This is a genomic window from Mycobacterium sp. Root135, from assembly GCF_001426545.1.
Taxonomy (GTDB): Bacteria; Actinomycetota; Actinomycetes; order Mycobacteriales; family Mycobacteriaceae; genus Mycobacterium.
Window position 1 is genome coordinate 662,898 of the sequence record NZ_LMEZ01000004.1, and the last position, 26,289, is coordinate 689,186.

Annotated in this window: 21 protein-coding genes and 1 tRNA gene; 13 read left to right on the forward strand and 9 right to left on the reverse strand. The window is 67.7% G+C overall.

Translation table 11 applies throughout. The features are described 5' to 3' along the window. Nucleotides 1-52: 52 nt before the first annotated feature. The 3 genes from ASD37_RS10890 to ASD37_RS10900 all read left to right on the forward strand — a co-directional run bounded on the left by ASD37_RS10890 (nt 53) and on the right by ASD37_RS10900 (nt 7,727). Nucleotides 53-1,885, forward strand: coding sequence for an Hsp70 family protein (locus ASD37_RS10890; protein WP_056550943.1), 1,833 nt, complete (start codon nt 53-55; stop codon nt 1,883-1,885). Then, the gene (gene iniR, locus ASD37_RS10895) at nt 1,885-4,356 is read left to right on the forward strand and encodes an isoniazid response ATPase/transcriptional regulator IniR (protein ID WP_056550944.1); all 2,472 of its coding nucleotides are present in this window, start codon (nt 1,885-1,887) and stop codon (nt 4,354-4,356) included. The genes ASD37_RS10890 and iniR overlap by 1 nt, the downstream gene beginning before the upstream one ends. Before the next feature lie 245 nt (nt 4,357-4,601). Then, nucleotides 4,602-7,727: a heterodisulfide reductase-related iron-sulfur binding cluster gene (locus ASD37_RS10900; RefSeq protein WP_056550945.1), complete on the forward strand. Its 3,126-nt coding sequence runs from the start codon at nt 4,602-4,604 to the stop codon at nt 7,725-7,727. A gap of 24 nt (nt 7,728-7,751) precedes the next feature. Here the strand turns inward: ASD37_RS10900 and ASD37_RS10905 are convergent, their stop codons facing one another. After that, a complete protein-coding gene (locus ASD37_RS10905; protein WP_235568054.1) occupies nt 7,752-8,129 on the reverse strand; it encodes a hypothetical protein in 378 nt (125 codons plus the stop codon). A 208-nt stretch (nt 8,130-8,337) separates the two neighbouring features. Between ASD37_RS10905 and ASD37_RS10910 the strand changes: the two genes are divergently transcribed. After that, a complete protein-coding gene (locus ASD37_RS10910; protein ID WP_056550947.1) occupies nt 8,338-9,633 on the forward strand; it encodes a pyridoxal phosphate-dependent aminotransferase in 1,296 nt (431 codons plus the stop codon). On the opposite strand, the gene ASD37_RS10915 is transcribed toward ASD37_RS10910, so the two are convergent. Next, nucleotides 9,634-10,188, reverse strand: coding sequence for a hypothetical protein (locus ASD37_RS10915; protein WP_156720831.1), 555 nt, complete (start codon nt 10,186-10,188; stop codon nt 9,634-9,636). Between the two features lie 54 nt (nt 10,189-10,242). Between ASD37_RS10915 and ASD37_RS10920 the strand changes: the two genes are divergently transcribed. Then, a complete protein-coding gene (locus ASD37_RS10920) occupies nt 10,243-11,469 on the forward strand; it encodes a YibE/F family protein (RefSeq protein WP_156720832.1) in 1,227 nt (408 codons plus the stop codon). Here the strand turns inward: ASD37_RS10920 and ASD37_RS10925 are convergent. The 6 genes from ASD37_RS10925 to dcd all read right to left on the reverse strand — a co-directional run bounded on the left by ASD37_RS10925 (nt 11,466) and on the right by dcd (nt 17,640). Beyond that, a complete protein-coding gene (locus ASD37_RS10925) occupies nt 11,466-12,215 on the reverse strand; it encodes a maleylpyruvate isomerase family mycothiol-dependent enzyme (protein ID WP_056550949.1) in 750 nt (249 codons plus the stop codon). The genes ASD37_RS10920 and ASD37_RS10925 overlap by 4 nt on opposite strands. A 2-nt stretch (nt 12,216-12,217) precedes the next feature. After that, complete coding sequence (locus ASD37_RS10930; protein WP_056551073.1) at nt 12,218-13,531, reverse strand: cytochrome P450; 1,314 nt, start codon at nt 13,529-13,531, stop codon at nt 12,218-12,220. A gap of 20 nt (nt 13,532-13,551) precedes the next feature. Then, nucleotides 13,552-13,878 carry a DUF1330 domain-containing protein gene (locus ASD37_RS10935; RefSeq protein WP_056550950.1) on the reverse strand — a complete coding sequence of 109 codons (327 nt, stop codon included), beginning with the start codon at nt 13,876-13,878 and terminating at the stop codon, nt 13,552-13,554. 25 nt (nt 13,879-13,903) lie between these two features. Next, nucleotides 13,904-15,244 carry a UDP-glucose/GDP-mannose dehydrogenase family protein gene (locus ASD37_RS10940; RefSeq protein ID WP_056550951.1) on the reverse strand — a complete coding sequence of 447 codons (1,341 nt, stop codon included), beginning with the start codon at nt 15,242-15,244 and terminating at the stop codon, nt 13,904-13,906. A gap of 85 nt (nt 15,245-15,329) precedes the next feature. After that, nucleotides 15,330-16,910 carry a hypothetical protein gene (locus ASD37_RS10945; protein WP_056551074.1) on the reverse strand — a complete coding sequence of 527 codons (1,581 nt, stop codon included), beginning with the start codon at nt 16,908-16,910 and terminating at the stop codon, nt 15,330-15,332. Between the two features lie 160 nt (nt 16,911-17,070). Further along, complete coding sequence (gene dcd / locus ASD37_RS10950) at nt 17,071-17,640, reverse strand: dCTP deaminase (RefSeq protein ID WP_056550952.1); 570 nt, start codon at nt 17,638-17,640, stop codon at nt 17,071-17,073. 64 nt (nt 17,641-17,704) lie between these two features. Here dcd and ASD37_RS10955 point away from each other — a divergent pair, with 64 nt between their 5' ends. The 5 genes from ASD37_RS10955 to ASD37_RS10975 all read left to right on the forward strand — a co-directional run bounded on the left by ASD37_RS10955 (nt 17,705) and on the right by ASD37_RS10975 (nt 22,385). Beyond that, a complete protein-coding gene (locus tag ASD37_RS10955; RefSeq protein WP_056550953.1) occupies nt 17,705-18,613 on the forward strand; it encodes an LLM class flavin-dependent oxidoreductase in 909 nt (302 codons plus the stop codon). 159 nt (nt 18,614-18,772) lie between these two features. After that, nucleotides 18,773-18,846 (forward strand) — tRNA-Gly (locus tag ASD37_RS10960). A gap of 281 nt (nt 18,847-19,127) precedes the next feature. Further along, nucleotides 19,128-20,327, forward strand: a complete 1,200-nt coding sequence (locus ASD37_RS10965) for a Fic family protein (RefSeq protein ID WP_056550954.1) — start codon at nt 19,128-19,130, stop codon at nt 20,325-20,327. A gap of 32 nt (nt 20,328-20,359) precedes the next feature. After that, nucleotides 20,360-21,115 (forward strand): helix-turn-helix domain-containing protein, encoded by a 756-nt coding sequence (locus tag ASD37_RS10970; RefSeq protein WP_056550955.1) that lies wholly within the window; start codon nt 20,360-20,362, stop codon nt 21,113-21,115. Between the two features lie 121 nt (nt 21,116-21,236). Then, nucleotides 21,237-22,385, forward strand: a complete 1,149-nt coding sequence (locus ASD37_RS10975; RefSeq protein WP_056550956.1) for a 4-hydroxybenzoate 3-monooxygenase — start codon at nt 21,237-21,239, stop codon at nt 22,383-22,385. Between the two features lie 28 nt (nt 22,386-22,413). Here ASD37_RS10975 and ASD37_RS10980 read toward each other — a convergent pair whose 3' ends face one another. Then, on the reverse strand, nt 22,414-22,887 hold the full coding sequence (locus tag ASD37_RS10980) for a GAF domain-containing protein (RefSeq protein ID WP_235568068.1): 474 nt from the start codon (nt 22,885-22,887) through the stop codon (nt 22,414-22,416). 557 nt (nt 22,888-23,444) lie between these two features. On the opposite strand from ASD37_RS10980, the gene ASD37_RS10985 reads away from it, so the two are divergent. The 3 genes from ASD37_RS10985 (at nt 23,445) to ASD37_RS10995 (ending at nt 26,253) form a co-directional block, all read left to right on the forward strand. Further along, nucleotides 23,445-23,780, forward strand: coding sequence for an STAS domain-containing protein (locus ASD37_RS10985; RefSeq protein ID WP_056550958.1), 336 nt, complete (start codon nt 23,445-23,447; stop codon nt 23,778-23,780). 16 nt (nt 23,781-23,796) lie between these two features. Then, nucleotides 23,797-24,174, forward strand: coding sequence for an ATP-binding protein (locus ASD37_RS10990; protein WP_235568055.1), 378 nt, complete (start codon nt 23,797-23,799; stop codon nt 24,172-24,174). Nucleotides 24,175-24,354: 180 nt separating this feature from the next. Further along, complete coding sequence (locus tag ASD37_RS10995) at nt 24,355-26,253, forward strand: SpoIIE family protein phosphatase (protein ID WP_056550959.1); 1,899 nt, start codon at nt 24,355-24,357, stop codon at nt 26,251-26,253. Nucleotides 26,254-26,289 lie beyond the last annotated feature (36 nt).

A 26,289-nucleotide genomic window follows, 5' to 3' on the forward strand; every position in this document is an offset into this window, starting at 1 on the left:
CTGATCTTTTCCGATCCCCCTGGGATGCGCGTCTTCACGAGGAAAACGGGACATGACACAACCACTCGGACTGTCCGTCGGCACCACCAACTTGGTGGCGGCCCGCGTCGGGTCCGCTCCGGTCACGCGGCGGTCCGTCCTCGTGGTGTTCGACGACCGCGCCCCCGAGGTCGGTGTGTTCCCCGGCCCCAATCAGCCGGGGCTGGTCCTCACCGGGTTCGTCGAGCGGGTCGGCGACCCGGTGCCGCTGGTGGCGGCGGACGGCTCCTCCCACCGCGGCGAGCTCGTCCTGGTCGAAGCGCTCGATGCGATCGCCCGCGGGGTCGGCGGCGGTGAACCGGTCACGATCGCGGTGCCGTCGCACTGGGGTCCCGGGGTCGTCGGCGCCCTGCGCAGCGCCCTTCGCAACAAGCCCGGCCTGTCCCCCGGCGGGGTGCCCCCCACGCTCGTTCCGGACTCGGTCGCCGCGCTCGCCGGTCTGCGGGCCGCACCGGGGCTTCCGTCCGACGGTGTCGTGCTGCTGTGCGACTTCGGCGGCAGCGGCACCAGCATCACGCTGGCCGACGCGGGTGCCGGGCTGGCTGTCATCGGCGGCACGGTCAGATACCAGGACTTCTCCGGCGACCTCGTCGACCAGGCACTGCTCAACCACGTCGTCACGGGTATCGCGGAGGCCAACTCCGCCGATCCGGCCAGCACCGCCGCGGTCGGATCACTCAGCCGCCTTCGCGACGAGTGCCGAAACGCCAAGGAACGGTTGTCCGCCGACACCGCCACCGTGATCCAGGCGGAGGTGCCCGGGTACAAGTCGGATGTCCGCATCACGCGGCCCGAACTCGAGGGGCTCGTCGACGCACCACTCGCCGGTCTGCTGTCGACCATCTCGGAGACGTTGCAGCGCTACCGAATTCCGCTTGCGAGCATCTCGGCGATCGCGACGGTCGGCGGTGGCGCCGCCATTCCACTCGTCACCCAGCGGCTCTCTGAGCAGTTCCGCGCGCCGGTCGCCACGGCGCCGCTGCCAATGCTGTCGACCGCCGCGGGTGCCGCGGTCGTCGGCGCTCTCGGATTCGACGACGCGCAGACGGGCATGGCACCGACGGGAATGGCGCCTGCCGCCGACGCCCCGACGGGCATGGCGCCGACGATGGGGTGGGCTGCGGGAACGCCGCTCCCCGGCCCGCCGAACGCCGACGACTCCGGTTCGTTGGCATGGTCGCAGGACGACGACGCGCTCACCGGTGAGCCGATGCCCTACGCCGGCGACGAGTACAGCTCGGACTACTCCTCGACCGGGGCCAGGCCCGAGATGGCCTTCGCGCACGAAGAAGAGGACGACCTCCCGGATTCCGAGCCGCTGGCTTGGTACAAGCGGCCGCCCGTCCTGTTCGGCGCCGCCGCAGCCGCAGCCTTGCTTGCCGTCGGTGGGTTCGCCGCGGTGCAGCTGACCGGCAGCTCGTCCGACAGCGGCACCGTCACCGAGGTCGTCACCATCTCGTCGACCGGCGCCAACGGGGTGGTGACCACCAGCCTGTCCACCCTGACGTCGACTCAGGAGAGTTCCGCGCCGAGCAACACCTCGACGGTCTCGAACTCGCCGACGACCACCACGGCGACCACGTCGCCGACGACCACCACCACGACCACCACGTCGCCGACCACCACGACGACGACGACCACCACGACCACCACCACGACGACGACCACCACCACGACGACTCCGCCCACGACGACCACCACCACGACCCCGCCTCCGGTCACGACGACGACCCAGCCCCCGGTCACCACGACGACGAAACCTCCCGCCCCGCCGACGACCACGGTGGCGCCGCCACCGGATACGCCGACGACTCCGGTCATCGAGCCGGACACTCCCGAGAATTAATGGCCGTCAGCGACGCGGTCGCGACCTGGCTGTCGTCGCCGACCGAGCCGACGAAGGTTCTGGTGTCCGGCGGCGTCGGCACCGGGAAGACCACCACGCTCGCCGAGATCAGAGCCTCGTTGCGCGCGGCAGGCGTCACCGTCGTCGCGCGCCCTCCTCGCGCCGGTGACCCACCGGATGCCGCGGTGGTCATCGACGACGCCCACCTGCTGGGCGCCGCAGACTTAGAGCGGCTGGTCGAGCTGATCGGCGACCCCGCCGCGACGGTCGTGGTCGCGGCAGAACCGTTGTCGCACCAGCCCGCACTGACCGCCCTGCGCACGGCGATGGCCCGTGAGGCACCCGTTCTGACGCTGACCCCCCTGACACCGTCCGACGTGCACCGGCTGGCCGCCGAGATCGTTGGCGTGTCGCCTTCGACCGAGCTGGTCAGCGACGTCGTGGTGGCAAGCGCAGGCCTGCCCTTCCTCGTCCATCCCGCATTGGCCGCGCTGGTGTCGGCGGACGGCATGTCCGCGGCGGACGCCGCCAAGGTGGCGTTGATCGAGCGGTTGCGTCGGGTGGAGGAACCCGTGCTCGACACCCTTCTGCTGTCGTCGCTCAGCCAGGACCTCGGCCCGGACGACGTCGGGGCCACGCTGGGCGTGGACCAGGACGAGGCGCAGCGGCTGGTCGACGTCGCGAGGGCCAGCGGGCTCATCGCCCCGTCGCTCAGCCCGGCGTTCACCGCCGCACTGCATCAAAACGTCGCCCAGATCATCGGTGCGGCGCGTCATCACCAGGTCGAAACATCCTTGCTCCGAACGCAACTCGAGCAGTCGACGCTGTCCACCGAGCTGGCGCTGCGACTCGCCGAGCACGGACTACGCGACCCTCGGCTGGCGGCGGCACTGACCGATCTCGCCGCCCTCAACCAGGGTCGCCCCGCCAACGCCGCCCGGCTGTACCGCGCCGCCACGAAGGTGGGGGCCAGCGAGCTCAACGCGAAACTCGCCGACGCGCTGGCGCTGACCGGGGACTGTGCCACCGCGGGCCGTCTCGCCGACGAGTTGCTCGCCTCGGAGAACGTGGGCGAACGGGCCGCGGCGGTCCGGATCGCGGCCAGTGTCGCGCTGCACGACGGCAGCGCCGCCCAGGCGGCGGAGCTCTTCCGTTGGCTCGGTCCGTATCCCGATGCCGTCGTGGGGTCGGCCGCCGTCGTGGCCGCCCTCGGCGTCGGCGACGTCGCGTCGGCCCGTGCCGCGTTGAGCGCCGACGTCTCGGGTCCGCCGACGTCGACCGCCCGGGCAGCGCGCGGCATCGCCGAGGGACTGCTGCTGACGGTCGACGGCGGCTACCCGGCGGCCGTCGCCCGGTTGGCGCAGTCGATGACCGAGCAGGTCTCGGCCGTCGTCACCCCCGACACCCCGTCAGCCCTCGTCACGTTGGTGGCGATGCACGGCGGCGACTCCGTCCGAGCCCGCAGCGTGATCGGCAGGGCCGTCCGCGGCACCGGCGACGACGACGGATTCGTCGCGCACCGGCACACCCTGCTGTTGGGCTGGGCCCGCATGTTGGACGGCCAGCTGTCCGCCGCGGCAGCCGACGCCGCCTCCGTCGACGGTGCGAATCTGCACCGGCGCGACGCGTTGTGGGCCGCCGCGCTGCAGACCGCGGTGGCCCGGCGCGCCGGCGACAGCGGTGCCGTCTACAAGCACTGGTACGCGGCGATGGAGGTGCTCACGGAGTACTCCATGGACCTCTACGCGTTGCTGCCGCTCGGCGAACTATGGGTGGCCGCGGCCCGGTTGGGACAGGTCGACCTCGTCAAGTCCGCACTCGACGAGGCCTTCACTCTGCTTGGCGCCCTTGGCAATCCGCCCCTGTGGTCGGTGCCGCTGCATTGGTCGGGGGTGCACGCAGGCATTCTGGCGAACTCGCCCGCGTCGGTCGCACCGCACGGCCAGGCGCTGACCGCGGCAGCCGTCCACAGCTCGTTCGCGCGGGCCCTGGCGAGCGCGGGGCGCACCTGGCTGCGGGTGCTGGCCAACCACGTCGACGCGGGTGAGGTGACGGCGGCCGCCCGCTCGCTGACGCAGTTCGGGCTGACCTGGGACGCGACCAGGCTGGCCAGCCAGGCGGCGCTGCACACCCCCGACGGCAAGGTGTCCGGGGCCATGCTTCAGCTGGCGCGCGACCTGAAGCTCACCACCGCGGGCACCGAGGACGGCGGCGACGTCGCGGTAGCGCCTGCGGCGGCCGCGCCACGTCCCGGTTCGTCGACGACGCGGGAATCGCGGTTGTCCGATCGCGAGCGCGAGGTGGCCGAGCTGCTGCTGCAGGGGATGCCGTACCGCGACATCGGCAGCCAGCTCTTCATCTCGGCGAAGACCGTCGAGCACCACGTGGCGCGTATTCGACGTCGGCTGGGAGCCGAGTCCCGGTCGGAGTTGATCTCGATGCTGCGGGCGATGTTGGGCGCGCCGAGTTGAGATGTGCCAATTTCGGCCCCCGCGGCGCAGTTTCGGCGAATGTGACGACTGACACAGCGAAGGCGGGCTCGGGGTTCACGACTAGCGAACTAACACCAACCGCCCAGGCAACCAACCGGTAGGTTAGGTCAGCCTTCGTAGCGATACGAAAGCCGCGGATGCCACTATGAGCTGGCATCTAGCGTAAGTTACCGACCAGTAACCGGCTATCTTACTGCGCGGTAACTTCAACCCGGGAGGCGCGCGTGGACACGCAAACCCTAATCAGGCTGACCCTTGGCCTTCTGTTGACGGCAATCGTGTTGGGGTTCGCCGTCAAACGCGTCCTCTTCCTGGTGAACCTGATCAGCTCGGGGCAGCCCACGATCGACGAGGACGCCCGCAAGGACAACCTCAAGGCGCGCATCACCACGCAGTTCACCGAGGTCCTCGGGCAGAAGAAACTGCTGAGCTGGTCCATCCCCGGCATCGCCCACTTCTTCACCATGTGGGGCTTCTTCGTCCTGTCCACCGTCTACCTCGAGGCCTACGGCGTCCTGTTCGACCCGAAGTTCGCCATCCCGTTCGTCGGGCACTGGGACGCGCTCGGGTTCCTGCAGGACTTCTTCGCCCTCGCGGTGCTGCTAGGCATCATCGTCTTCTCGATCATCCGACTCCGTTCGGAGCCCAAGGAATACGGCCGCGACTCCCGCTTCTACGGTTCGCACACCGGCGGCGCCTGGCTGATCCTCTTCATGATCTTCCTGGTCATCCTCAGCTACGCGTTCTTCCGCGGGGCCGCAGTGGTGACCGAGAACCTGCCCTACGGTTGGGGTGCGTTCTTCTCCCACGGCATGGGCGCGTGGATGCAGGTCTTCGGACAGCACGCCAACGAATACATCGAAACCGTCGCGCTGCTGCTGCACATCGGCATCATGCTCGTCTTCCTGCTGATCGTGTTGCACTCCAAGCACCTTCACATCGGCCTCGCACCGGTCAACGTCACGTTCAAGCGTCTGCCCAACGGCCTCGGCCCGCTGCTGCCCATGGAGTACAACCGCGAGTACATCGACTTCGAGGATCCCGCCGAGGATGCGGTGCTCGGTCGCGGCAAGATCGAAGACTTCACGTGGAAGGGCTACCTCGACTTCACGACGTGTACCGAGTGCGGCCGCTGCCAGTCGCAGTGCCCGGCCTGGAACACCGGAAAGCCGTTGTCTCCCAAGCTCGTCATCATGAACCTGCGCGACCACCTGTTCGCCAAGGCGCCCTACATCATCGGCGGCCAGGAGACCCCGGCCGAGAACACCGCCGAAGGCGGCGCCACCGAAACCCTGGTGAAGGACGCCGATCACGGCGACCACCACCACGTGCCCGAATCCGGGTTCGAACGCATCCTCGGCTCCGGTCCCGACCAAGCCACCCGCCCGCTCGTCGGCACCCTGGAGCAGGGTGGCGTCATCGACCCCGACGTCCTGTGGTCCTGCACCAACTGCGGCGCCTGCGTCGAGCAGTGCCCGGTGGACATCGAGCACATCGACCACATCGTCGACATGCGCCGCTACCAGGTCATGGTCGAGTCCGAGTTCCCCGGCGAGCTCAACGGTCTGTTCAAGAACCTCGAACGCAACGGCAACCCGTGGGGTCAGAGCCCCAAGGAACGCACCAAGTGGATCGACGAGGTCGACTTCGACGTGCCGGTCTACGGCGAGGACGTCGACTCCTTCGACGGCTTCGAGTACCTGTTCTGGGTCGGCTGCGCCGGAGCCTTGGAGGACCGCGCCAAGAAGACCACCAAGGCCGTCGCCGAACTGCTTGCCACCGCGGGCGTGAAGTTCCTCGTCCTCGGCAGCGGTGAGACCTGCACCGGCGACTCCGCTCGCCGCGCGGGCAACGAGTTCCTGTTCCAGCAATTGGCTGCGCAGAACGTCGAGACCATCAACGGCGTGTTCGAGGGTGTCGAGACCGTCGACCGCAAGATCATCGCGACGTGCCCGCACTGCTTCAACACCATCGGCCGCGAATACCCGCAGCTCGGCAGCAACTACACCGTGGTGCACCACACCCAGTTGCTGAACCGCCTGGTCCGGGACAAGAAGCTGGTCGCCGTCAAGCCGGTCGGTCAGGACGTGACCTATCACGACCCGTGCTTCCTCGGTCGCCACAACAAGGAGTACTCGGCCCCGCGTGAGCTCATCGGTGCCTCGGGCGCCACGCTGACCGAGATGCCGCGCCACGCCGACCGCGGTCTGTGCTGCGGCGCGGGCGGCGCGCGAATGTGGATGGAAGAGCACATCGGCAAGCGCGTGAACCACGAACGCGCCGAAGAGGCCCTGAACACCAACGCCTCGAAGATCGCGACCGGCTGCCCGTTCTGCCGCGTCATGATGACCGACGGTGTCGGCGACCTCGCCGAGGAGACCGGCAAGCAGGCCGAGGTTCTCGACGTCGCGCAGCTGCTGCTGGCGTCGTTGGACAAGGACACCGTCTCGTTGCCGGAGAAGGGCGCGGCGGCAAAGGCATTCGCCGCCCGGGTCGCCGAGCGCGAGGAGCAGGCCCCCGCCGAGGCCGAGCCGGTCGTCGCCGAGGAAGAGGCCGCCCCGGTGGCCACGGCCGAGACGGCGACGACGGAAGCTCCTGCGGCACCTGCCAAGGGCGGTCTCACCATCGCCAAGAAGCCGGGTCGCAAGCCCGCCGCGAAGGCCGAGGCCGCACCTGCCGAGGCCACTCCCGAGGCACCCGCCGCCGAAGCGCCGGTCAAGGGTCTCGCCATCGCCAAGAAGCCGGGTGCCAAGAAGGCCGCCCCGGCGCCTGCGGCGACGACGACGGAGACCAACACCGCACCGGCAGCCGCCGAACCGCCCGTCAAGGGACTCGGCATCGCCAAGCGCCCGGGTAGCAAGAAGGCCGCCGCCCCCGCTGCTGCTGAGACGCCGGCGGCCGAGACCGCTCCCGCTGCGGCCGAGCCCGCCAAGGCCGAACCGCCGGTGAAGGGGTTGTCGATCGCCAAGCGCCCCGGCAGCAAGAAGGCCGCTGCCCCGGCCGCGCAGGCGTCCGCCACGGTCGTCCAGCCGGCGAACGTCGCTCCCGACGAGGCGGAGGCGGGCACCGACCCTGCCGAGTCCGCCGATTCGGATCTCGGTCTCGAGAAGCCAGAACCGCCCGTCAAGGGTCTGGCCATCGCCCGTCGCCCGGGGAGCAAGAAGGCGGCCGCCCCGAAGCCCGCGGAAGACGTTGCGCCGCAACCCGAACCGGAAGCCACTCCCGCCGTCGAGGATTCGGCGTCAGAACAGGTGAGCGAACCCGCCGCAGCGGCGACGCCCGCCGAACCCGAGGCCCCGGTGAAGGGTCTCGGCATCGCACCGGGCGTCCGTCGTCCCGGAAAGCGCTAGCGGGCGCCTAGGAACCCGAGTGCGTCAGCTCACCTGGTGTAGCTGGAACGGGGCCTGGGTGATCGTGCCGCCGGGGCAGTCGTAATTCGAGTCGGTGGTGATCGTGCCTGCCAGTGTCGCGGGGTCGAGGGTCAGCGAGATGTAGGCAGGTGCGTAACTGCCGTCAGCGCAGATGGCACCGTCGGGCTTGGTGATCTTGAAGTTCCACTTCCCGTCGAGGAGGGTCGCGGGGACGGTCCAGCCCTGATTGCTGGAGACGCTGCCCGCACATCCCGTGGCTCCGCATGTCGTCGCAATCGTCCAGAGGTTGAGGACGTCGCCACCGGAGTACGTTCCGTTGAGCAACGGTGGATCTGCGAGGGCCGGCGCCGCCAGGCCCGCGGCGACGGCCGTGATTGCCATGGCTACAGGGATGGCCGAAGCCAACGTGCGTGTGACTACCAGCTTCATCTCTGTACCTTCCGACCAATGTGGACTCAGCAAGTTAACCGCCACCCCGGCGCAAATCATGGGGTCTTAGCCAGGATTTGCACGTTCGTGTCCGACCTGACGTGAAAACGATGGCGAACCGACTCCGCGTTCGACCTGCGACGACGGCGGCGGGCGAGAAATGCGCTTGAACAGCCATGGGAGACTTGACGGCGTGAGTACCCACCAGGTGCCGTGGCATACCGGTAACCAGCCACGGCAACGCACCTTCGCGCAGTCCACCAAGCTGCAGGACGTCCTCTACGAGATCCGGGGACCCGTGCACCAGCACGCGGCGCGGCTCGAGTCGGACGGCCATCGCATCCTCAAGCTGAACATCGGCAACCCAGCCCCGTTCGGCTTCGAGGCGCCCGACGTGATCATGCGCGACATGATCCAGGCACTCCCCTACGCCCAGGGGTACTCCGACTCCAAGGGCATCGTCTCGGCCCGCCGGGCAGTGGTCACCAAGTACGAATTGGTGGACGGTTTCCCGTATCTGGACGTCGACGACGTCTACCTCGGCAACGGCGTCTCCGAGCTCATCACGATGACGCTGCAGGCGCTGCTCGACAACGGCGATCAGGTGCTGATCCCGGCTCCGGACTACCCGTTGTGGACGGCGTCGACGGCGTTGGCGGGCGGCACGCCCGTGCACTACCTGTGCGACGAGACCCAGGGCTGGATGCCGGACGTCGCCGACATCGAATCGAAGATCACCGAGCGCACCAAGGCGCTCGTCGTGATCAACCCGAACAACCCCACCGGTGCGGTGTACACCCGCGAAAACCTCGAGCAGATCGCCGAATTGGCCCGCAAGTACCAGTTGCTGCTGCTTGCCGACGAGATCTACGACAAGATCCTCTACGACGACGCCGAGCACATCGCGATGGCGTCGGTGGCGCCCGATCAGCTGTGCCTAACTTTCAACGGCCTGTCGAAGGCCTACCGCGTGGCGGGTTACCGCGCCGGCTGGCTGGCGATCACCGGCCCCAAGGAGCACGCGGCGAGCTTCCTGGAGGGCATCAACCTGCTCTCCAACATGCGGCTCTGCCCGAATGTGCCTGCGCAACATGCCATTCAGGTGGCGCTCGGCGGCCACCAGAGCATCGAGGATCTGGTTCTCCCCGGCGGGCGCCTGCTCGAGCAGCGCGACGTCGCCTGGAACAAGCTCAACGAGATCCCCGGGGTGTCCTGCGTAAAGCCCCAGGGTGCGCTCTACGCGTTCCCCCGCCTCGACCCCGAGGTGCACGACATCCACGACGACGAGCAGTTGGTGCTCGACCTGCTGCTGCAGGAGAAGATCCTGGTGGTGCAGGGCACCGGATTCAACTGGCCCGCACCAGATCACCTTCGCATCGTGACGCTGCCGTGGGCCCGTGACCTCACCAACGCCATCGACCGGCTCGGCAACTTCCTGGCGAGCTACCGCCAGTAGTCACCGCCCGGTGTCTGCCATCCCGCACATCCACCAGCCGTCACCGAGGTCGACGGGCTTGCTACAGAGCATTCCGTACATGTCGACGCCGCTGGGTGATTGCACCGGGTCGTACAGGTAGCCGCCTGCGTCGTCGGGAATGCCGATCCACTGCGGGAAGAAGCGACGCCCCTCCTGATCCGACACCCGCCCCTCGACGCTCAGGAATCTCAGCGGCAGCGGTAAGGCGTTGCCGTAGTAGAGGTTTCCCGGTTCCGTCGCGAGCGCCATGTCGAAGAGCGGGCGGTGCATCGCGAACCAGGTGCGTGGCGCCAGCTGCCACGCCGGGTTCACCATCGCGGTGACGACGACCATCACCGGGACCAGGGTCAGCAGCAGTGTCCGGCGCCGGCCCGCGACGAGCCCGACGATCACCGCCGCCAAGCCGACGAGGTAGAGCACCGCCATGAGCGGGACCACCACACCGTCGAGGAGCCACAGCGACGGCGGCCTCAGGAAGTACCACACCGCCGCGGCCAACCAACAGACCAGACCGAACCGCCACAGGACCCGCACCGGCGTCATCCTTCCGCACACCCCGCGCACGAGCCTCACCTCTACCCTGTCCGGGTGGCGCATTCGCACTCGCACTCCATGTCCTCCGGCCCAGCGCCACTCGGCCCGATGGCCGCCAAGATCGTCGTCGGACTGCTCGTCGCGATCGGCGTGGCGGTGATCGCCGGGATGGCCCTGCTGTGGCCGGGCCACCAGAGCGTCGACGTGCCACTGCCGTTTCAGAACGCCGCGGGCGGCGCCGTCACCACGGAGTCCGGCCGCGTGGTGTCCAGTGCCCAGGGGCCGTGCGGAAGCCCGTCGGCGGGCGGGGTGCTGACGTCGGCCCCCGTCGCCGCTCAGCCCGGCGGTGGGGAGTGCGTCCAATCCCTCGTCGAGATCGGCTCGGGGCCGAACACGGGCGCCGACACGCTGCTGGAGTTCAGTGGTGGCCCCGGCCAGCCGAGCCTCGCGGTGGGCGACGAGGTGCGAATCAGCAGGCAGGTCGACCAGAACGGTACGACGACGTATGCCTTCTACGACTTCGAGCGCAGCTGGCCCCTCGGCATCGTGGCCGCCCTGTTCGCGGTCGTGGTCGTCGCGGTCGCGAGGTGGCGCGGACTGCGTGCGATCGTCGGCATCGTGGTCGCGTTCGGCGTCCTGATGGTGTTCCTGTTGCCCGCGTTGCGCGACGGTGCCCCTGCCGTCCCGGTGTCGCTGGTGGCCTCGGGGGCGATCCTGTACGCCGTCATCTACTTGGCGCACGGGGTGAGCCTGCGTACCAGCGCGGCCCTGCTCGGCACCTTGACAGCACTGCTTCTCGCGGCCGTATTGTCCTGGGCGACAATCGAACTGGTCCATCTCACCGGCTTGTCGGAGGACCAGAACAACGAGGTGGCCGCCTACCTCGGCAACGTCTCCATCACCGGTCTGCTGCTGGCCGGGTTCATCATCGGGTCACTCGGCGTGCTCAACGACGTGACGGTCACCCAGGCGTCGACCGCCTTCGAAATCGCCGAGCACGGCGCCACCCGGCGGGCCATCTTCACCGGGGCGATGCGCGTAGGCCGTGACCACATCGCCAGCACCGTCTACACGCTGGTGCTGGCGTATGCCGGCAGCGCCCTGCCGCTGCTTCTGCTCTTCAGCGTCGCGAACAGGTCGCTCGGCGACGTGCTGACCAGCGAAAGCGTGGCCATCGAGGTCGCGCGGTCCGCGGTCGGCGGCATAGCACTTGCCCTGTCGGTGCCGCTGACGACGGGTATCGCCGCCGTGCTCGCGACACCCCAGCCACAAAGGGCCTAGAACGGCGTGCCGTTGAGCCAGGCGTCCCAGACCGCCTCGTCGCCGAACACCTCGAGACCCGCCTCGGCCGTGGTACGGCGACGGGCCAGCGCCAGCAGCAGGTTGACCGCACTGCCCCGCACCGCCGCTTCGCCCTTGGCGTGATTGTGGGACCACTGCACGCCGTCCTCGTCGTTGGTGATGGTCCACTCCCCCGTGGGGCCGAGCCCCTCGTCGGTGGCGTGCAGGTGCAGCGTCTGGCTGCGCTGCAGCGGAGGGTGGTGGCGGTCGGCGCCGGTTACGGCGAGGTCGACCCATTCGCTGATGCCGTCGGCTGCGAGTTCGGCGGGCAACTCGTACTCACCGCCGACGGCGAGGACGGCGTCGGCGCGGTGCACGGTCGCCTCATGGACTCGCCTGCGGATCCACCAGCCGGCGGGTCTGGCCCCGGTGAACGTCCACACCCTGGCGTCCGATCCCACCCGGTCGACGGCGTCGATGACCGCCTGGGCACCGGTGTTCAGCCAGTCGACCGCGCCGTCGACGTCCCCCGGCGGCTTTCCGTCGCGTACCTCGCGGGGGTCGAGCGGTTCCCGCCTGCGCTCGGCGATGATCTGCGCCGACCAGCGGTGGCCACGACCGACGTGTTTGAGCAGCTGATTCATCGTCCAGCCGGGGCAGGACGGCACCGGAGTCTCGGGGTCTGCGGTCCGGATGACGTCACCGAGGGCCCGGGTCTCCCCGAGCAGCGTTGCGCGGAAGTCCACGCCTAAGACGGTACCGCCGCGCGGGCCTCTCCGAGCGTGATCGGCAACGTCGCCCATCCGCGCAGCACCCGGGTGTCGCGACGGCTTCCGTCGCCCGCGAGTCGCGCGTCCGGGTAGCGGTCGAAGAAGGCGCGCAGCCCCACCTCGCCCTCCGCGCGGGCCAGGGCCGCGCCGAGGCAGAAGTGCCTGCCGCCCGAGAACGAGAGGTGCTTGCCCGCGTTGCCGCGGGTGACGTCGAACCGGTGCGGGTCGTCGAACACCTCGGGGTCGCGGTTGGCCCCCGCCAGGTACAGGATGACTAGCTCACCGGCCGCGACAGCCCGGCCCGCGACCTCGGTGTCGACCCGCGCGAGGCGGGCACTCAACTGCACCGGCGACTCCAGCCGCAGAATCTCCTCGACCGCGCCGGGCCACAACTCGGGATCGTCGCGGAGCATGGCCAATTGGTCGGGATGCTCGAGCAGAATCCGAATTCCGTTGCCCAGCAGGTTGACCGTGGTCTCGAAACCCGCGGCCAGCACCAAACCCGCCGTCGCCCGCAGCTCTTCGTCGTCGAGCCGAGTGCCGTCGTCGCCGGCGGCGATGATCTGACTCATCAGGTCGTCACCGGGATGGCGCTTGAGGTGACCGAGGTGCTGTGCGAGCCACGTGTTGAAGCCGTCGAGGCCATGCTCCACGCGCAGGTACTGGTTCCACGACAGCCCGACGTCGAGGCTCGGGGCGGCCAGCTCGCCGAACTCCAGGATGCGAGGACGGTCGTGATCGGGCACGCCGAGGATGTCTCCGATGACGGTGACCGGCAGTTGGGCGCAGTAGGCGTCCACGACGTCGACGCGATCGGTGGGGCCGGCTTCGATGCCGTCGAGGAGGGCGACCGCCGCTTGCTCCACTCGTTCCCGCAGTGCCGCAACGGCTCTGGTGGTGAACACCGACGACACGGTCTTGCGGTAGCGCGTGTGGTCCGGCGGTTCGACCGACAGCATCGACGGCGGAAGCAACGGGTGCAGCCTGCCCTTGACCGTGGTCTTCTGCTCGAGCCACCCCAACGGGCCCGGCAGGGTCTTGCCGATGGCGGTGACGGAGAAGTCGTCGGACCGTAGAAGTTGGTGCGCCACCGCATGATCGGCGGTCAACCACGCCGCGCGACCGCGGACGATCGTGCCGTGTTCGCGGAGTTCGTCGGCGAAGCCACCGGGATTGGCTCGCACCGCGGGGTCGGCGATCAGCCTGCCCTGCATCTCGCCGTGCTTGGCCCCGTAGGCCGCCAGGCCACGGATCACCCCGTGCAGTGCGAACCAGTGGAGTCGTTGTCTGATCTTCGGCCTGGGTGCCCGCGTCATGACCCGAGCTTAAGCACCGGTCGCAGATCGTCCAACCGGTCGAAGAGTTGCCAGACGTACGCCGATGTTCCGTTCTCGCGGTGCGCGTGCAGATCGGCCAGCGTCGGATCGTTGCAGTACCCGTCGAAGGCGTCCTTGTCGGGCCACTCCACCAGGATCAGCACCTGGCGACCCGCAACCTCGCCCTGGACGCTCTCACGGAACTTGCCCAATGCCACGACCTTGCCGCCGTACCTGGCGACCTCGGCGACCGACCGCTTGGAGTAGGCCAGGTACTCGTCGCGGTCGGCGACGTCGAACAGGTTCAGCGCGTAGACGGTCATGCCTCCACGCTACGACGCTGGGCTGCTAAAACACCGAGGGCTCCGGTATCCGACGGCCCAATGCAAACACCTGCCAGCCGGCGGACTGCCACTTCTCCACGTCGAGGCAGTTGCGGCCGTCGACGACGACCCTCGAGCGGACCGTCGCGGCGAGCTCGGCCGGGTCGAGGTCGACGAACTCTTCCCACTCGGTGAGCACCAGGACGGCGTCGGCACGGTCGCACGCGTCGACGACCGACGTCGAGTAGTTCAGCGTCGGAAACACGCGTTGCGAATTCTCCATCGCCTTCGGGTCGTAGACGTTGACGGCGGCGCCGTTGAGTTGAAGCAGGCCGGCGACGTTCAGAGCGGGCGAGTCGCGCACGTCGTCGGATTCCGGCTTGAAGGCCGCGCCGAGGACGGCGACGTTGGCCCCGAGCAGAGACCCGCCACACGCCGTGGTCGCCAACTCCACCATCCGCGTGCGACGGCGCATGTTGATGCTGTCCACCTCGCGAAGAAAGGTCAGCGCATGATTGGCGCCCAATTCACCCGCGCGGGCCATGAACGCCCGGATGTCCTTGGGCAGGCAACCGCCACCAAAACCCAAGCCGGCGTTGAGGAAACGTCGCCCGATCCGCGGGTCGTGGCCGAGCGCGTCGGCAAGCATCGTCACGTCGGCGTCCGCGGCCTCGCACACCTCGGAGATGGCGTTGATGAAGGAAATCTTGGTCGCCAGGAAGGCGTTCGCCGACACCTTGACCAGTTCCGCGGTCTGCAGGTCGGTCACCAACAGCGGCACGCCGGTGTCCAGGATGGGTGCGTACAGCTGGCGCATCGCCGCCTCCGCCCAGTGTGAATCCGGTTGCACGCCAAGCACGATGCGATCGGGGTGCAACGTGTCCTGCACGGCGAAGCCCTCCCGGAGGAACTCGGGATTCCAGGCAATCTCGACGCTGACCCCCGGTGGCGCTAGCAACCGGGCGCGCTCGGAGAGGTCCGCCGCAGTGCCGACCGGCACCGTCGACTTGCCCACGATCACCGCGGACCGCTTGAGCCGAGGCACCAGTTCGTCGACGACCGCGTGCACGTGGCGCAGGTCGGCGCCGTACTCGCCCTTCTTCTGCGGCGTTCCGACGCCGAGGAAGTGCACGTCGGCGAAGTCGACCGCCGCGTCGTAGTCGGTGGTGAACTGCAGACGGCCAGCATCGAGGTTGTCGCGCAGCACCTTTCGCAGCCCGGGCTCGTAGAAGGGGATCTCACCCGAGGCGAGCTTGGCCACCTTGCCAGGGTCGACGTCGACCCCGATAACCTCGTGACCGAGTTCGGCCATGCCGGCGGCGTGGGTCGCGCCGAGGTACCCCGTGCCGAACACAGTGCATCGCATACTGCCTGGATATGCCTGCGCGATGAGCTAACCGCAACGTGACACCGAGCGGCAGACCAACGCCAGGTGACCAGTCGGGTTCGAGCTATCGGCCAGCGGGCGCGCAGAAGATCAGGAAGCAGTTCTTGCCGCCCCCACCGCCACCACCACGGGGACCACCGTCGTCCCCGCGGCCAGGTCGGCCGTCGTTGCCGCCGGAGCCCGGCCAGCCGTTGTGGCCACCGGAGCCGGGCCAGTCATCGTCGTTCGACGGGCCCTGATTACTTGGCGGCTGCCACGGATTCTGAGGCTGCTGCCACGGCGGACGCTGCGGCTGCCACGGCGCCTGCTGCTGCGGGTACTGGGGGTATTGGTTGTAATTCGGATACTGGTTGTACTGCGGATACTGCTGCACCGGCGGAGCGAAGATGTTGGGCAGCAACGGTGGTACCACCGCGGGGACGGGCGGGGCGACCACCGGCGCGGGTTCCGGCGGCGCGGCAGGCGGATCGGGAGCCGGCGCGGGCGGTGCCTCCGGCGGCGCGACGTAGACCTGCCGCTTCGGGGCAGGCTCCTGCTGGACGACCGGGATCGGGGCCTTGATGGTCTCTGCCGGGGGCGCGGGGGCGGGCGGGGCCGGGGCGGCGCTCGGCTGCGGCGCGATCTCCGGCAGGGGTGCAGCCGGTGCCGCGGCGTTGGGCACGATCGCACTCTGACCGGGATCGGGGCGTGAGTCTGCCGTCGGGCGAATACTCACGGCCAGCGAGATGACCAGGGCGATGACGCCGATGACGAACACCGACGTCAGCGCGCTTCCCACCAGGAGGAACGGCTTGCGGCCCTCTTCGGCCGGCGTCTCGTCGGCGAAGTCGAGGGCGTCGGCGCCCAGCGGAGCGTCCACCCCTACCAGGCGCATCTGGGTGTCGGCACCGGACAGCCCGGGGTAGTCGTTGCCCGCGGTCACGCCGTCGGGGTCCTGCGAGTAGGCGAGGCCGACGGTCGACGCGTCGAAGATCGGGGCGTTGGCCGCCGCGATTGCCGCGCCGCGGGCCAGCGCCAGACCCGACTCCTCGGGGGCGTTGACGGGCACGTCGACGAGGTCTTGCAGGTGAGCCTTGACCGAGGCGACGTCGACGCCGGATCCGACGACGAACATGCCTTGCGGGGGTGAGTCCTGCGCGGCGGCGGCCGAGGCCATGTCGGACAGCACTGCCATGGCGTCGGTGCTGTGCAGGCTTCTGCTGAGCACCTTCACGATGGAGCCGTCGTCGGTGCGCACGACCGACAGCGTTGCGGTGTCGCGGTCGAGGAAGAGCAGGCCGGTGGTCTCGTAGCCCACCGCCCGGCCCGCGGTCTGAGCGAGGGCTCCCGCGGCGTGCAGTTCGGAGACCAGGATCGCGTCGTGGACCCCCGCGGCGGCCAGCGCGTCACGCAGCTTCGCGGCCTCTTCGTGGTCGCTCCAGGTGACGCCGATGGCCTTGAGTTGGTGACCGCCTTCGCGGGCACTTTCGAGCGTTCCCATTACGGCGGCGACCACCTGCGCGGATGCGCTGGACGTTGCCGAGCCGTCAGATGGTGCGACGTCGAAGGTGTCGTGGTCGACGATCTCTCCGTCGGCTTCCTTGCCCTCGACCAGCACGAGTCGCACCGTCTTTGGCGTCAAGGACACACCAAGTACGATGTCCACGAACCCCTCCAAAGTGTTAGCTGTGCCGTCGTATTCTGTTTCCACAGTGGCTAAAACGCGCGTAGCGCGCCTTACGTTCCATCGCCGTCGCCGCAGCAATCGTTACATCGGACGCGGCCGGCTTCAACCCGCGTTTTCGACCCTACCCGCGGCCGCCGGGTCAGTGTCTGAGGAAGTTTTGGTAGGACTTCGACGGGGTCGGGCCGCGCTGGCCCTGGTACTTCGAGCCGACCTTTGCGCTGCCGTACGGGTGTTCGGCGGGGCTGGTCAGGCGCAACAGGCACAGCTGACCGATCTTCATCCCGGGCCACAGCGTGATGGGCAGGTTGGCCACGTTGGACAGCTCGAGGGTGATGTGTCCGGTGAAGCCGGGATCGATGAAACCCGCCGTCGAGTGGGTCAACAGGCCCAGGCGGCCGAGTGACGACTTGCCCTCCAGGCGGCCGGCGAGGTCGTCGGGAAGTGCGCAGCGCTCCAGCGTCGACCCGAGCACGAACTCGCCGGGATGCAGCACGAAGGGTTCGCCCTCCTTCGGCTCGACCAGGGTCGTCAGATCGTCCTGCCGCAGGGCGGGGTCGATGTGGGTGTACCGGGTGTTGTTGAAGACCCGGAACAGGTTGTCGAGTCGGACGTCGACGCTCGAGGGCTGGATGAGGCTGTCGTCGAACGGGTCAATTGCCAGGCGGCCTGCGGAGATCTCGGCCCGAATGTCGCGATCGGAGAGCAGCACCCGACGAGCCTAGCGGGCGGACCGTTCTCAGCGGGCTCTCGGCGTTCGTCCCTAGACTGGCGACGTGCGATTCTCCGTGTGGCCATCGACGACGCAACCGTGGAACGACGTGCTCGAACTGGCGCAGTTCGCCGACGACGGGTTCTGGCATTCGGTCTACGTTGCGGATCACTTCATGTCCCCCGGCGACAAACCGGGCCAGACGAGCGATTGGCTGGAGGCCACCGCCGTGATGGCCGCGCTGGCCACCGTCACGTCGCAGGTCCGGTTGGCCAACCTGGTGTTGTCGATGACGTTCCGGCACCCGGCCGTGCTGGCGAACCTCGCGGTGACGATCGATCGAATCAGCAACGGCCGCTTCACCCTTGGGCTCGGCGCGGGCTGGCAGGAGACCGAGCACGAGCAGTACGGCCTGGAGTTGGGCGAACCCAAGGAGCGGGTCGACCGCTTCGCCGAGGGGCTCACCGTCATTTCGGGGCTGCTGACCGACGAGACGACGACGTTCGACGGGCAGTACTACAAGCTGACCGACGCGCTGTGCGAGCCGAAGCCCGTGCAGTCGCCGTTGCCGCTGCTGGTCGGCGGGACCGGCCCGCGGATGCTGCGACTGATCGCGCGGCACGCCCAGGAGTGGAACCAGTGGTCCGCGCCGGGCGAGTTCGGCGAGCGCTCGTCGGCGCTGGACGCGGCGTGCGAGAAGGAGGGCCGCGACCCGGCCACCGTGTGGCGCTCCACGCAGGCGGTGGTGATGGTCACCGATTCGGCGGAGTCCGAAGCCAAGGCGAAGTCGGCCGCCGAGTCGATGCCGCAGCCGGTGGTCTACGGACCGGCCGAGCGGATCGCCGAGGCGGCCGCGACGTGGCGCGACGAGGGCGTCGACGAGGTGATCGTCCCCGACTTCGGGATGCCCCGTGGTCCGGCGCGCCTGGACGCGTACCGGGCGCTGGCCGAGGCGTTCAAGCCCCTGGCCTGACGGCGGGGCCGCCGAATGTGCACTTGTTCATCACATTCCGCAATCATCCGTCACACAACTTCACACTCGGCATGCAGCCGCCTGGGCTGCTGCCGCTACTCCGATCAGGCCCGGCGACGCGGGGTGCTAACCTTCGTGATCACCAGCCCGGCTGGTCAGGCCGATGTAGTTCAATGGCAGAACATCAGCTTCCCAAGCTGAATACGCGGGTTCGATTCCCGTCATCGGCTCCACGAAACTCTCGCGTGTTGTGCCGTGGGTCGTGACACCGAGGCTGCCGGGCAAGACGCTGGTCGCGTACACATGACCTCGCCCGTGTGGCGCCTCGAGCGGAAGCCCCAGGACGGTTACAAACCATCTGCCGACACGCCATGGTCGGCGTGGCCTCATTAGGTCGCCGACCGTGCAGTTGCTGGCCGTTCTTCCTTCCAACCCGGACTAGGTGCACACGCTAGTCCGATTTACACACTTAACTCGGACTAGCGCTACAGTTAGTCCGAGTTAGGAGGCGCTGATGCAACCCAGCGACGCGTGGCCCAGCCACCGCGCAGAGCAACGCCCGTGGGCGCAGACCCAGCGGGGTGGCACCCGCGAGGACAGGACACTTCGGTCGATCACGGTGTCGCTCCCGCCCTTCATCGCCAAACTCAACGCCAGCATCGATGCGGATATCGCGGTCGAACTAGAAGCCGCCATGGGCGAAGTTTCGCGACTCGACAGCACGCACGAAACCCATCTTGAAGCGCTCAGCACTCTCCTACTTCGCACGGAAGCGGTGGCGTCGTCGAAGATCGAGCACGTTGAAGCCAGCGTGGACGACTACGCCCGCGCACTGCACGGCGGACGAGGCAATTCGAGCGCAATCTCAATGGTGGCGGCAACCACCGCCCTGAACGACATGATCGCCACCGTCGACCGAGATGCGCCCATCCAGATGTCCGCGATCCTCCGCGCACACGAAGCGCTCATGCGAGAAGACCCGACCGAGAGGCAGCATGCCGGTCAACTGAGAACCGTCCAAAACTGGATCGGCGGAAGCGACTACTCACCGCGAGACGCGTTGTACGTTCCGCCACCGCCGGACACGGTGCCCGCGTACATGGACGACATGATTGAGTTCGCGAACCGAACCGACATTCCCGTCCTGATACAGGCCGCCGTCGCGCACGCACAGTTCGAATCGATCCATCCCGTCACCGACGGCAACGGCCGAATCGGCCGGGCGCTCATCAACGCCATCTTCAGGCGGAGGGGAGCGACGACGCGCCTCGTCATCCCCTTGGCTTCGGCGCTCGTTGCTCACCGCGAGCGCTACTTCGGCGCACTCAACACCTACCGCACTGGCGACCTACGCCCACTGATCGTCACGTTCGCGAATTCATCGAAGACTGCTGCCGCCGAATCACGCACTACTGCAGAGCGTCTGGCGGAGATACCCGTTGAGTGGCGAAACATGGTCGGACCGATTAGGCGTCACAGCGCGACCGAGAAACTCCTGCTGTTGTTGCCATCGACGCCCATCGTGTCGTCCGACGACGCCGTATCACTCGTCGACGCACCTCGAAGCAGCGTGTTCGCGGCAATAAATCGACTGCACGAGACCGGCGTACTACGACCACTGACCGACCGCAAACGAGACCAGGTATGGGGAGCAAGCCTCGTACTCGACGAGCTAGACGACTTGGGGCGAAGGATTGAGCGAGCGAGCACTTGACTCGGTCCCGGCTCGCAATAGGGTCCACCGTGATGGCCGTCGACGATCGACCTCCGATGGAGACACTCCAGGGTGGCGCCTGGCTGGACCACGGCTTTCACATGGACGCCCACACCCACGTGCACGGCCAGCTGGTGTACGCCGCATCGGGACTCGTGGCCACCACCACCGAGCGCGGGACGTGGGTGGCCCCGGCCAACCGGGTCACGTGGACCCCGCCGCGGTTCGAACACTCCCACCACTTCTACGGCTCCACCGACGTGCGCGTCGTCAAGATCCCGGCGGACCTGTGTGCGGCCCTGGTCACCCACCCCGGCGTCTTCGCGGTCAGTCCCCTACTGCGAGAAGCGCTTCTGACGCTGACGGACCGCACGGACCGCCGCCCCGAGAGGAACGACCGGCTGCGCGCGGTCGCCATCGACGAGCTCGTCGAAGCCCCTGACCGGTCGCTGCACCTGCCCGAGCCCCGCGACGACCGGCTGCGCGCCGTCACCGATCTGCTTCGCGCCGATCCCGGGCAGTCGACGACCCTGACCGATTTGGGCCGAAGCGCCGGAGCCAGTGCCCGCACGCTGAGTCGCCTCTTTCGCGAGGAGCTCGGGATGAGCTTCCAACGCTGGCGGACCCTCCTGCGCGTCCACCACGCGCTGATCCACCTCACCACCGGCCGGTCGGTGACCGACACCGCGATCGAGTGCGGCTGGTGCAACCCGACGAGTTTCATCGACGCCTTCAACGGGGTGGTGGGACAGACACCAGGGCGTTACCAGGCAGCACTGGACGCATGACTGGCGACTTTTCGGCATCGGTTGGCCAGCTGTCGGTGGTCGGCGACGACCCATGCGGCCAAGGTGGTCTGTAGCGCGTTGCCCGCCTCGGACAACGGCTCGTACACCTGGAGTGACACACGTGAGCAACTCGGATCAGAACCCCGTCGTGGTCGTCATCGGCGCCGGAGTTGCCGGCCTGGCCGTCGGTAACTTCCTGCTACGCAACGGCATTGAATGCGTCGTACTGGAGAAGCGCAGCCGCGACCACGTCGAACGGCGGCAGCGGGCCGGCTCGCTCGACGGCCGTTCGGTCCGCACGTTCCTCGACTGGGGTCTGGGCGAGGTCGTCAACGGTCACGTCTCCCACGCCGAGTTCGACTCCGACGGCATGCCGCTGCACATCGACGGCGAGACGCGGATGTGGAAGCCGATGGACGACGGCGACGACGATCCCGGCGTCTTTTGTCCGCAACAAGTGTTGGTGCGCAACCTCATCGAGGTGTTCCTGCGCGACGGAGGCGACCTGCGGTTCGACGCAGACGTCACCCTCGACGACCTCGACTCGTCGCAGCCGAGGGTCCGCTATCGTGACGCATCCGGTGTGACGACCGAACTCAGCTGCGACTTCGTGGCGGGCTGCGACGGTTATCGCGGCATCAGCCGGGCGTCCATTCCCGACGGGGTGCTGACCTGCCATTCCCAGGAGCACGGATACGCCTGGCTCGCCCTGCTGGCCGCGGTCCCGGCCGATCCTCCGGCGGTGATGGCCGTGCACTCGCGCGGCTTCGCCGCACAGATCACCCGAGGGCCGACGACGAGCCGCTTCTACCTGCAATGCCCGGTATCCGACACCCTCGACCAGTGGCCGGACGAGCGCATCTGGGAGGAGCTCGCCGCCCGCCTAGGCGAGCCCGTCACGGTGACCGGTCCCATCACCGACAAGCAACTCGTGCCGCTCCGCAGCGTGGTCTACAGCCCGATGCGATTCGGCCGGCTCTACCTCGTCGGAGATGCGGCCCACCTGGTGTCGCCCATGAGCGCGAAGGGGATGAGCCTGGCGCTCCACGACGCCGAAGCCTTCGCTCGCGCCGTCACACATCATGTCCGCCAAAGTGATTCGAGTCAGCTCGACGGCTACTCCGACGCGTGCCTGCGCCACACGTGGGACGAACAGATCCACGCGGTCTGGATCACGAACGTCATGCACGACGCCGGCGATTCGCGCCACGCAGGAGAATTTCGCAAACAGCTAGCACGCGCAGAACTGGAACGGATGATCGCCAGCTGAACAACGCCCAGCCGACTTACTCAGTCGGCTATCCGAAGATCTTGGCCGCCGCGACATCAGCCATGTCTTGCAACACCATGATTTGACCGCGTGTCCACAGCCGGGGGCGCTGTTCGAACGTGCACAAGGTGCCTATCGCCTGATCGTCGGCATTGAACAGCGGGATGCCGGCGTAGGCACCGATCTCACCACTGAGGACGACGGGGTGGTCACAGAGCAGCGGGTGCGTGGTCGCGTTGTCGACGATGAACGGAATGCCACTTACCACCGTGTACTTGCAAATGGACATCGACAAGGGCCGCCACCGCTCTGGGGCGTCCGGTGCGGCCGTATATCCCGCCAGGAACTGTTCATCGCCGCCCAGCAAGGACACCGCAGCGGACGGTACGGCGAGTGCCTCCGCAGTCATCGTTGCGATGGCATCGAGCGCCGGCTGAGGACCGCCGTCCATGAGACCTGTGCTCTTCAGCGCGTCGAGCCGCGCTGATCCGTTCAAGGTCATCCGAATCACGGACTCGAGAGCATCCGGGTCCGCCGAAATTCGTTTGAGTAACCAGTTCGTTGCAAATTCGTCGACGCCGGCTCCGACAACCGTCGCGACGAGCCCTTCCCTGAGTTCACGGAGCTCGATTCCAGAAATGCCGCCACCCCCGCACTAGTGATAGCTCTCGCGCCCCTCGCCTGGGCAGATTAGCCCCATTGGACGCGAAACAACGACCGAAACAGCATTTTGCTGGCACGACGTCTCCGAATGCCATGCCAACGACCTTGAGGTATCTTCCCATAGCGGCCGACAGTGCTGGGCCCAGAGCCACCGACCAGTAGGAAGACGGGTCATCCGAACAGCGTGGAACCGCGGGCCGTAATTGTTCGGCACGCCTTTCGCCACGCAGCCCTGCAACATCGCGTCGCCGTTTTCGGTACCGACGAAATCACGATTGAAGCACTTAGCTGGATTGCACTGCTCAGCGTCGCGGCAGTTCTATTGTTACGTGAGTCGTTGACGTGTCTGTTGCCTATTTCGGCGGCGCGGAACCTCGCCGAACAAAAAGGAGCGTGATGGTCGACTTCACCACCCGCACGATCGGAACGAATGTCACCGTGATCCAGCCGACGGGCCGGCTGAACATGGCGGCCGCGTCGACCCTTCGAAAGCAGTTGCAGGACATCGTCGAAGGCGGCAGTAGCCGCATCGTGGTCGACCTCAGCACGACCGATTTCATCGATTCGTCTGGATTGGGCGCGCTGATCTCCGGACTGAAGATAGCCCGTCAGGAAGGCGGCGACCTGCGCATCGCCGCAACCCCCAAACAGGTCGGCACGGTGTTGGAGTTGACCAACCTCAACCGCGTGCTGCCCACCTATGAATCTGTCGACACAGCTTTTGACGATTGAGCGAACGCTCGACACGGTGACTGGTCCCGACACCCTGGCGAAGCTGCAGCACACGCTCGACGCGGCGTGGGCCGCCGAAGAAGTGCCGGAATACACCCGGATGTGCATGGACCTGGCGGTGAGTGAGATCGGGACCAACATCATCGAGCACTCAGGCAACGGGCAGTCGGTGAGGCTTCGGATGATGGTGACCGTTGGGCCGAAGACGATCTCGGTGGTTCTCAACGACGACGGCCGGCCCGTGGCCGTCGACCTCACCTCGGCCGCGATGCCCGAGGAGCTGTCGGAGCGGGGCCGCGGCCTGGCCATCGTCCACCGTGTCGTGGACAGGGTCTGCTACTCCCGTGATCGCGACGGCAATTGCTGGACACTGATGCGGCGACGGGCTGAATGAACCCGATGGGTGGGTGCGATGGACACGGCTAGGGCGGCCACCGCCGCGCGGGATGGTGGTGCACCTCCCCGCATCGACGACCACCGCAGTCGCCCCTCGTCGCCAACCGGCTCTTGGCCATCGGCGGAACAGCCGACACGATCCCAAAGTCAGGTCCCCGCGTGGGTCTTCATCGCGGGCATGCTGCTGGCCTTGGCCGCCGTAAGTTCGTTGTCGTTAGAGATGCAGCCAACGGCGTGGTCGACGGCGGCGTGGTGGCCTACCGCCGGCATCGCAATCGGCTTGGGAGTCCGATTTTCGCGTCGCCACACCTGGGTCTTGGCGGTGGCGGTGGGCGCCGTGACCCTGCCGGTGCTGTTGTGGTCGGGTACGCCACCCGCACCGGCCGTCACGCTGACGGTCTTGGCGAGCGTCGAGATGTTGGTCGGCACCCTGCTGCTGCGCGGTCGCCAGGATCGTTGGCCGACGCTTTCGTCGTTACGCGACCTCGCCGGGTTCCTGCTGATCGCCGCTGCGGCATCGGTGCTCTACGGGGTGTCCGCCTGGGGTGCCTCCCTGCTGCTGGGATATCCCGAGGGCGCCTGGGACCGGCTGTTGACCTCGACACCCGGACAGGCCGCTGGGATTCTGCTCATCACCCCGTTGTTCATGGACCTCCCGCGCCGTCGTGAGCCCGCAACCCGTGCCGAGACCGCGGTACAACTGTTCGTGGCCCTGTCGGTTTCCATCGGGGTGTTCGTCGTCAATGATGGCCTCTCCCTTGGTTTTATCGCATTCCTGCCGCTGGCCTGGGCGGCCGTTCGGATGTCGACTCGGCTGTTGTCCCTCGAGACGCTGGCGATCGCGATCGTGGCCTCCGTCGCCAGCTTCGAAGACACCGGCCCGTTCGGCTTCGACCGCTGGGGAATGACGGCGGCCAGCCTGACACTGCAGCTCTACAACATTTCGATGGTGGTGATCTTCCTGGTGGTATCCCTCGCGGTGGGAGCCGAACGGGACACGTCCTTGCGGCTCTCCGAGAGCGAGGACTTGTTCGTCAAGAGCTTCAACTCGTCGGTCGCCGGCAAGCTGATGGTGACGCGGGGGCCCGTCCATTGGACCGTGCAGCGCAGCAATCCGTCAGCCCGGGAGTTGCTCCCGTGGCTGACCGAAGGAGCCGAGTCGCTCGACGAAGTTCTAGGCCCCGAGGCCACCGCAATCCTCTCCGCCGCCGCGGATTCGCTCGTCGACGGGAACGCGCGTAGGACGTTGACACTGGCCGACGGGCGCAGCCTCAACGTGAGTGTCGCGGAAATCGGCGAGCGTACGAATGGCACCCTGTTGGTGCTGCACTTCCACGACATCACCGAATCGCTACGGCTGCGCGAGCTCAAGCAGGACGAAATGAACCGGGCCGCCAACGTGCAGCGCGCTCTGCTGCCCGACGTCTTGCCGGACACTCCGGGCTGGACGTACGGAACCTCCACCACACCGGCAAGCCAGGTGGGCGGGGACTTCTACGACTTGCGGGTGCGCTCGCCCAAGATGGTGGTCAGTCTCGGCGACGTCATGGGCAAGGGCGTTGGCGCGGGCATGCTGGCAGCCGCGATCCGTGCCGTGCTGCGGTCCCATGATCCGACGGCGAGTCCTTCGCAGGTCGTCACCGACACCGCCCGCATCCTCGAAGAGGACTTGCGCCGAATCAGCGGGTTCGTCACTCTCGCTTACGTACTCGTCGACATGGAGACCGGCGAGTTTCGATTCACCGACGCCGGCCACGGCTTGTACTTCGTCGCCCGGGGCGATTCGGGCGAGACCGAGCGGATCGCTTCCGACGACATGCCGGTCGGTTTGGGCGAGCAGTGGCGGGAGATCTCCGGCAGCCTCGCGCCCGGCGACACGATTCTGCTGGTCAGCGACGGCGTCTTGGATCTCTGGGGCGGATCCGTCGAAGAATTGCAGGCAGCGATCACCCGGTCTGCCAACCGTGAGGGGATCAGCCCACAAACGTTCGTGGACGAGCTGTGCGCGGCAGCAACGGGCGATCAACACGACGGTGACGACGACGTCACCGCCGTCGCACTGCGGCGCGAGCGATGAGCCACACGGGCTGAACATCCGCCCAGGGCACGGACT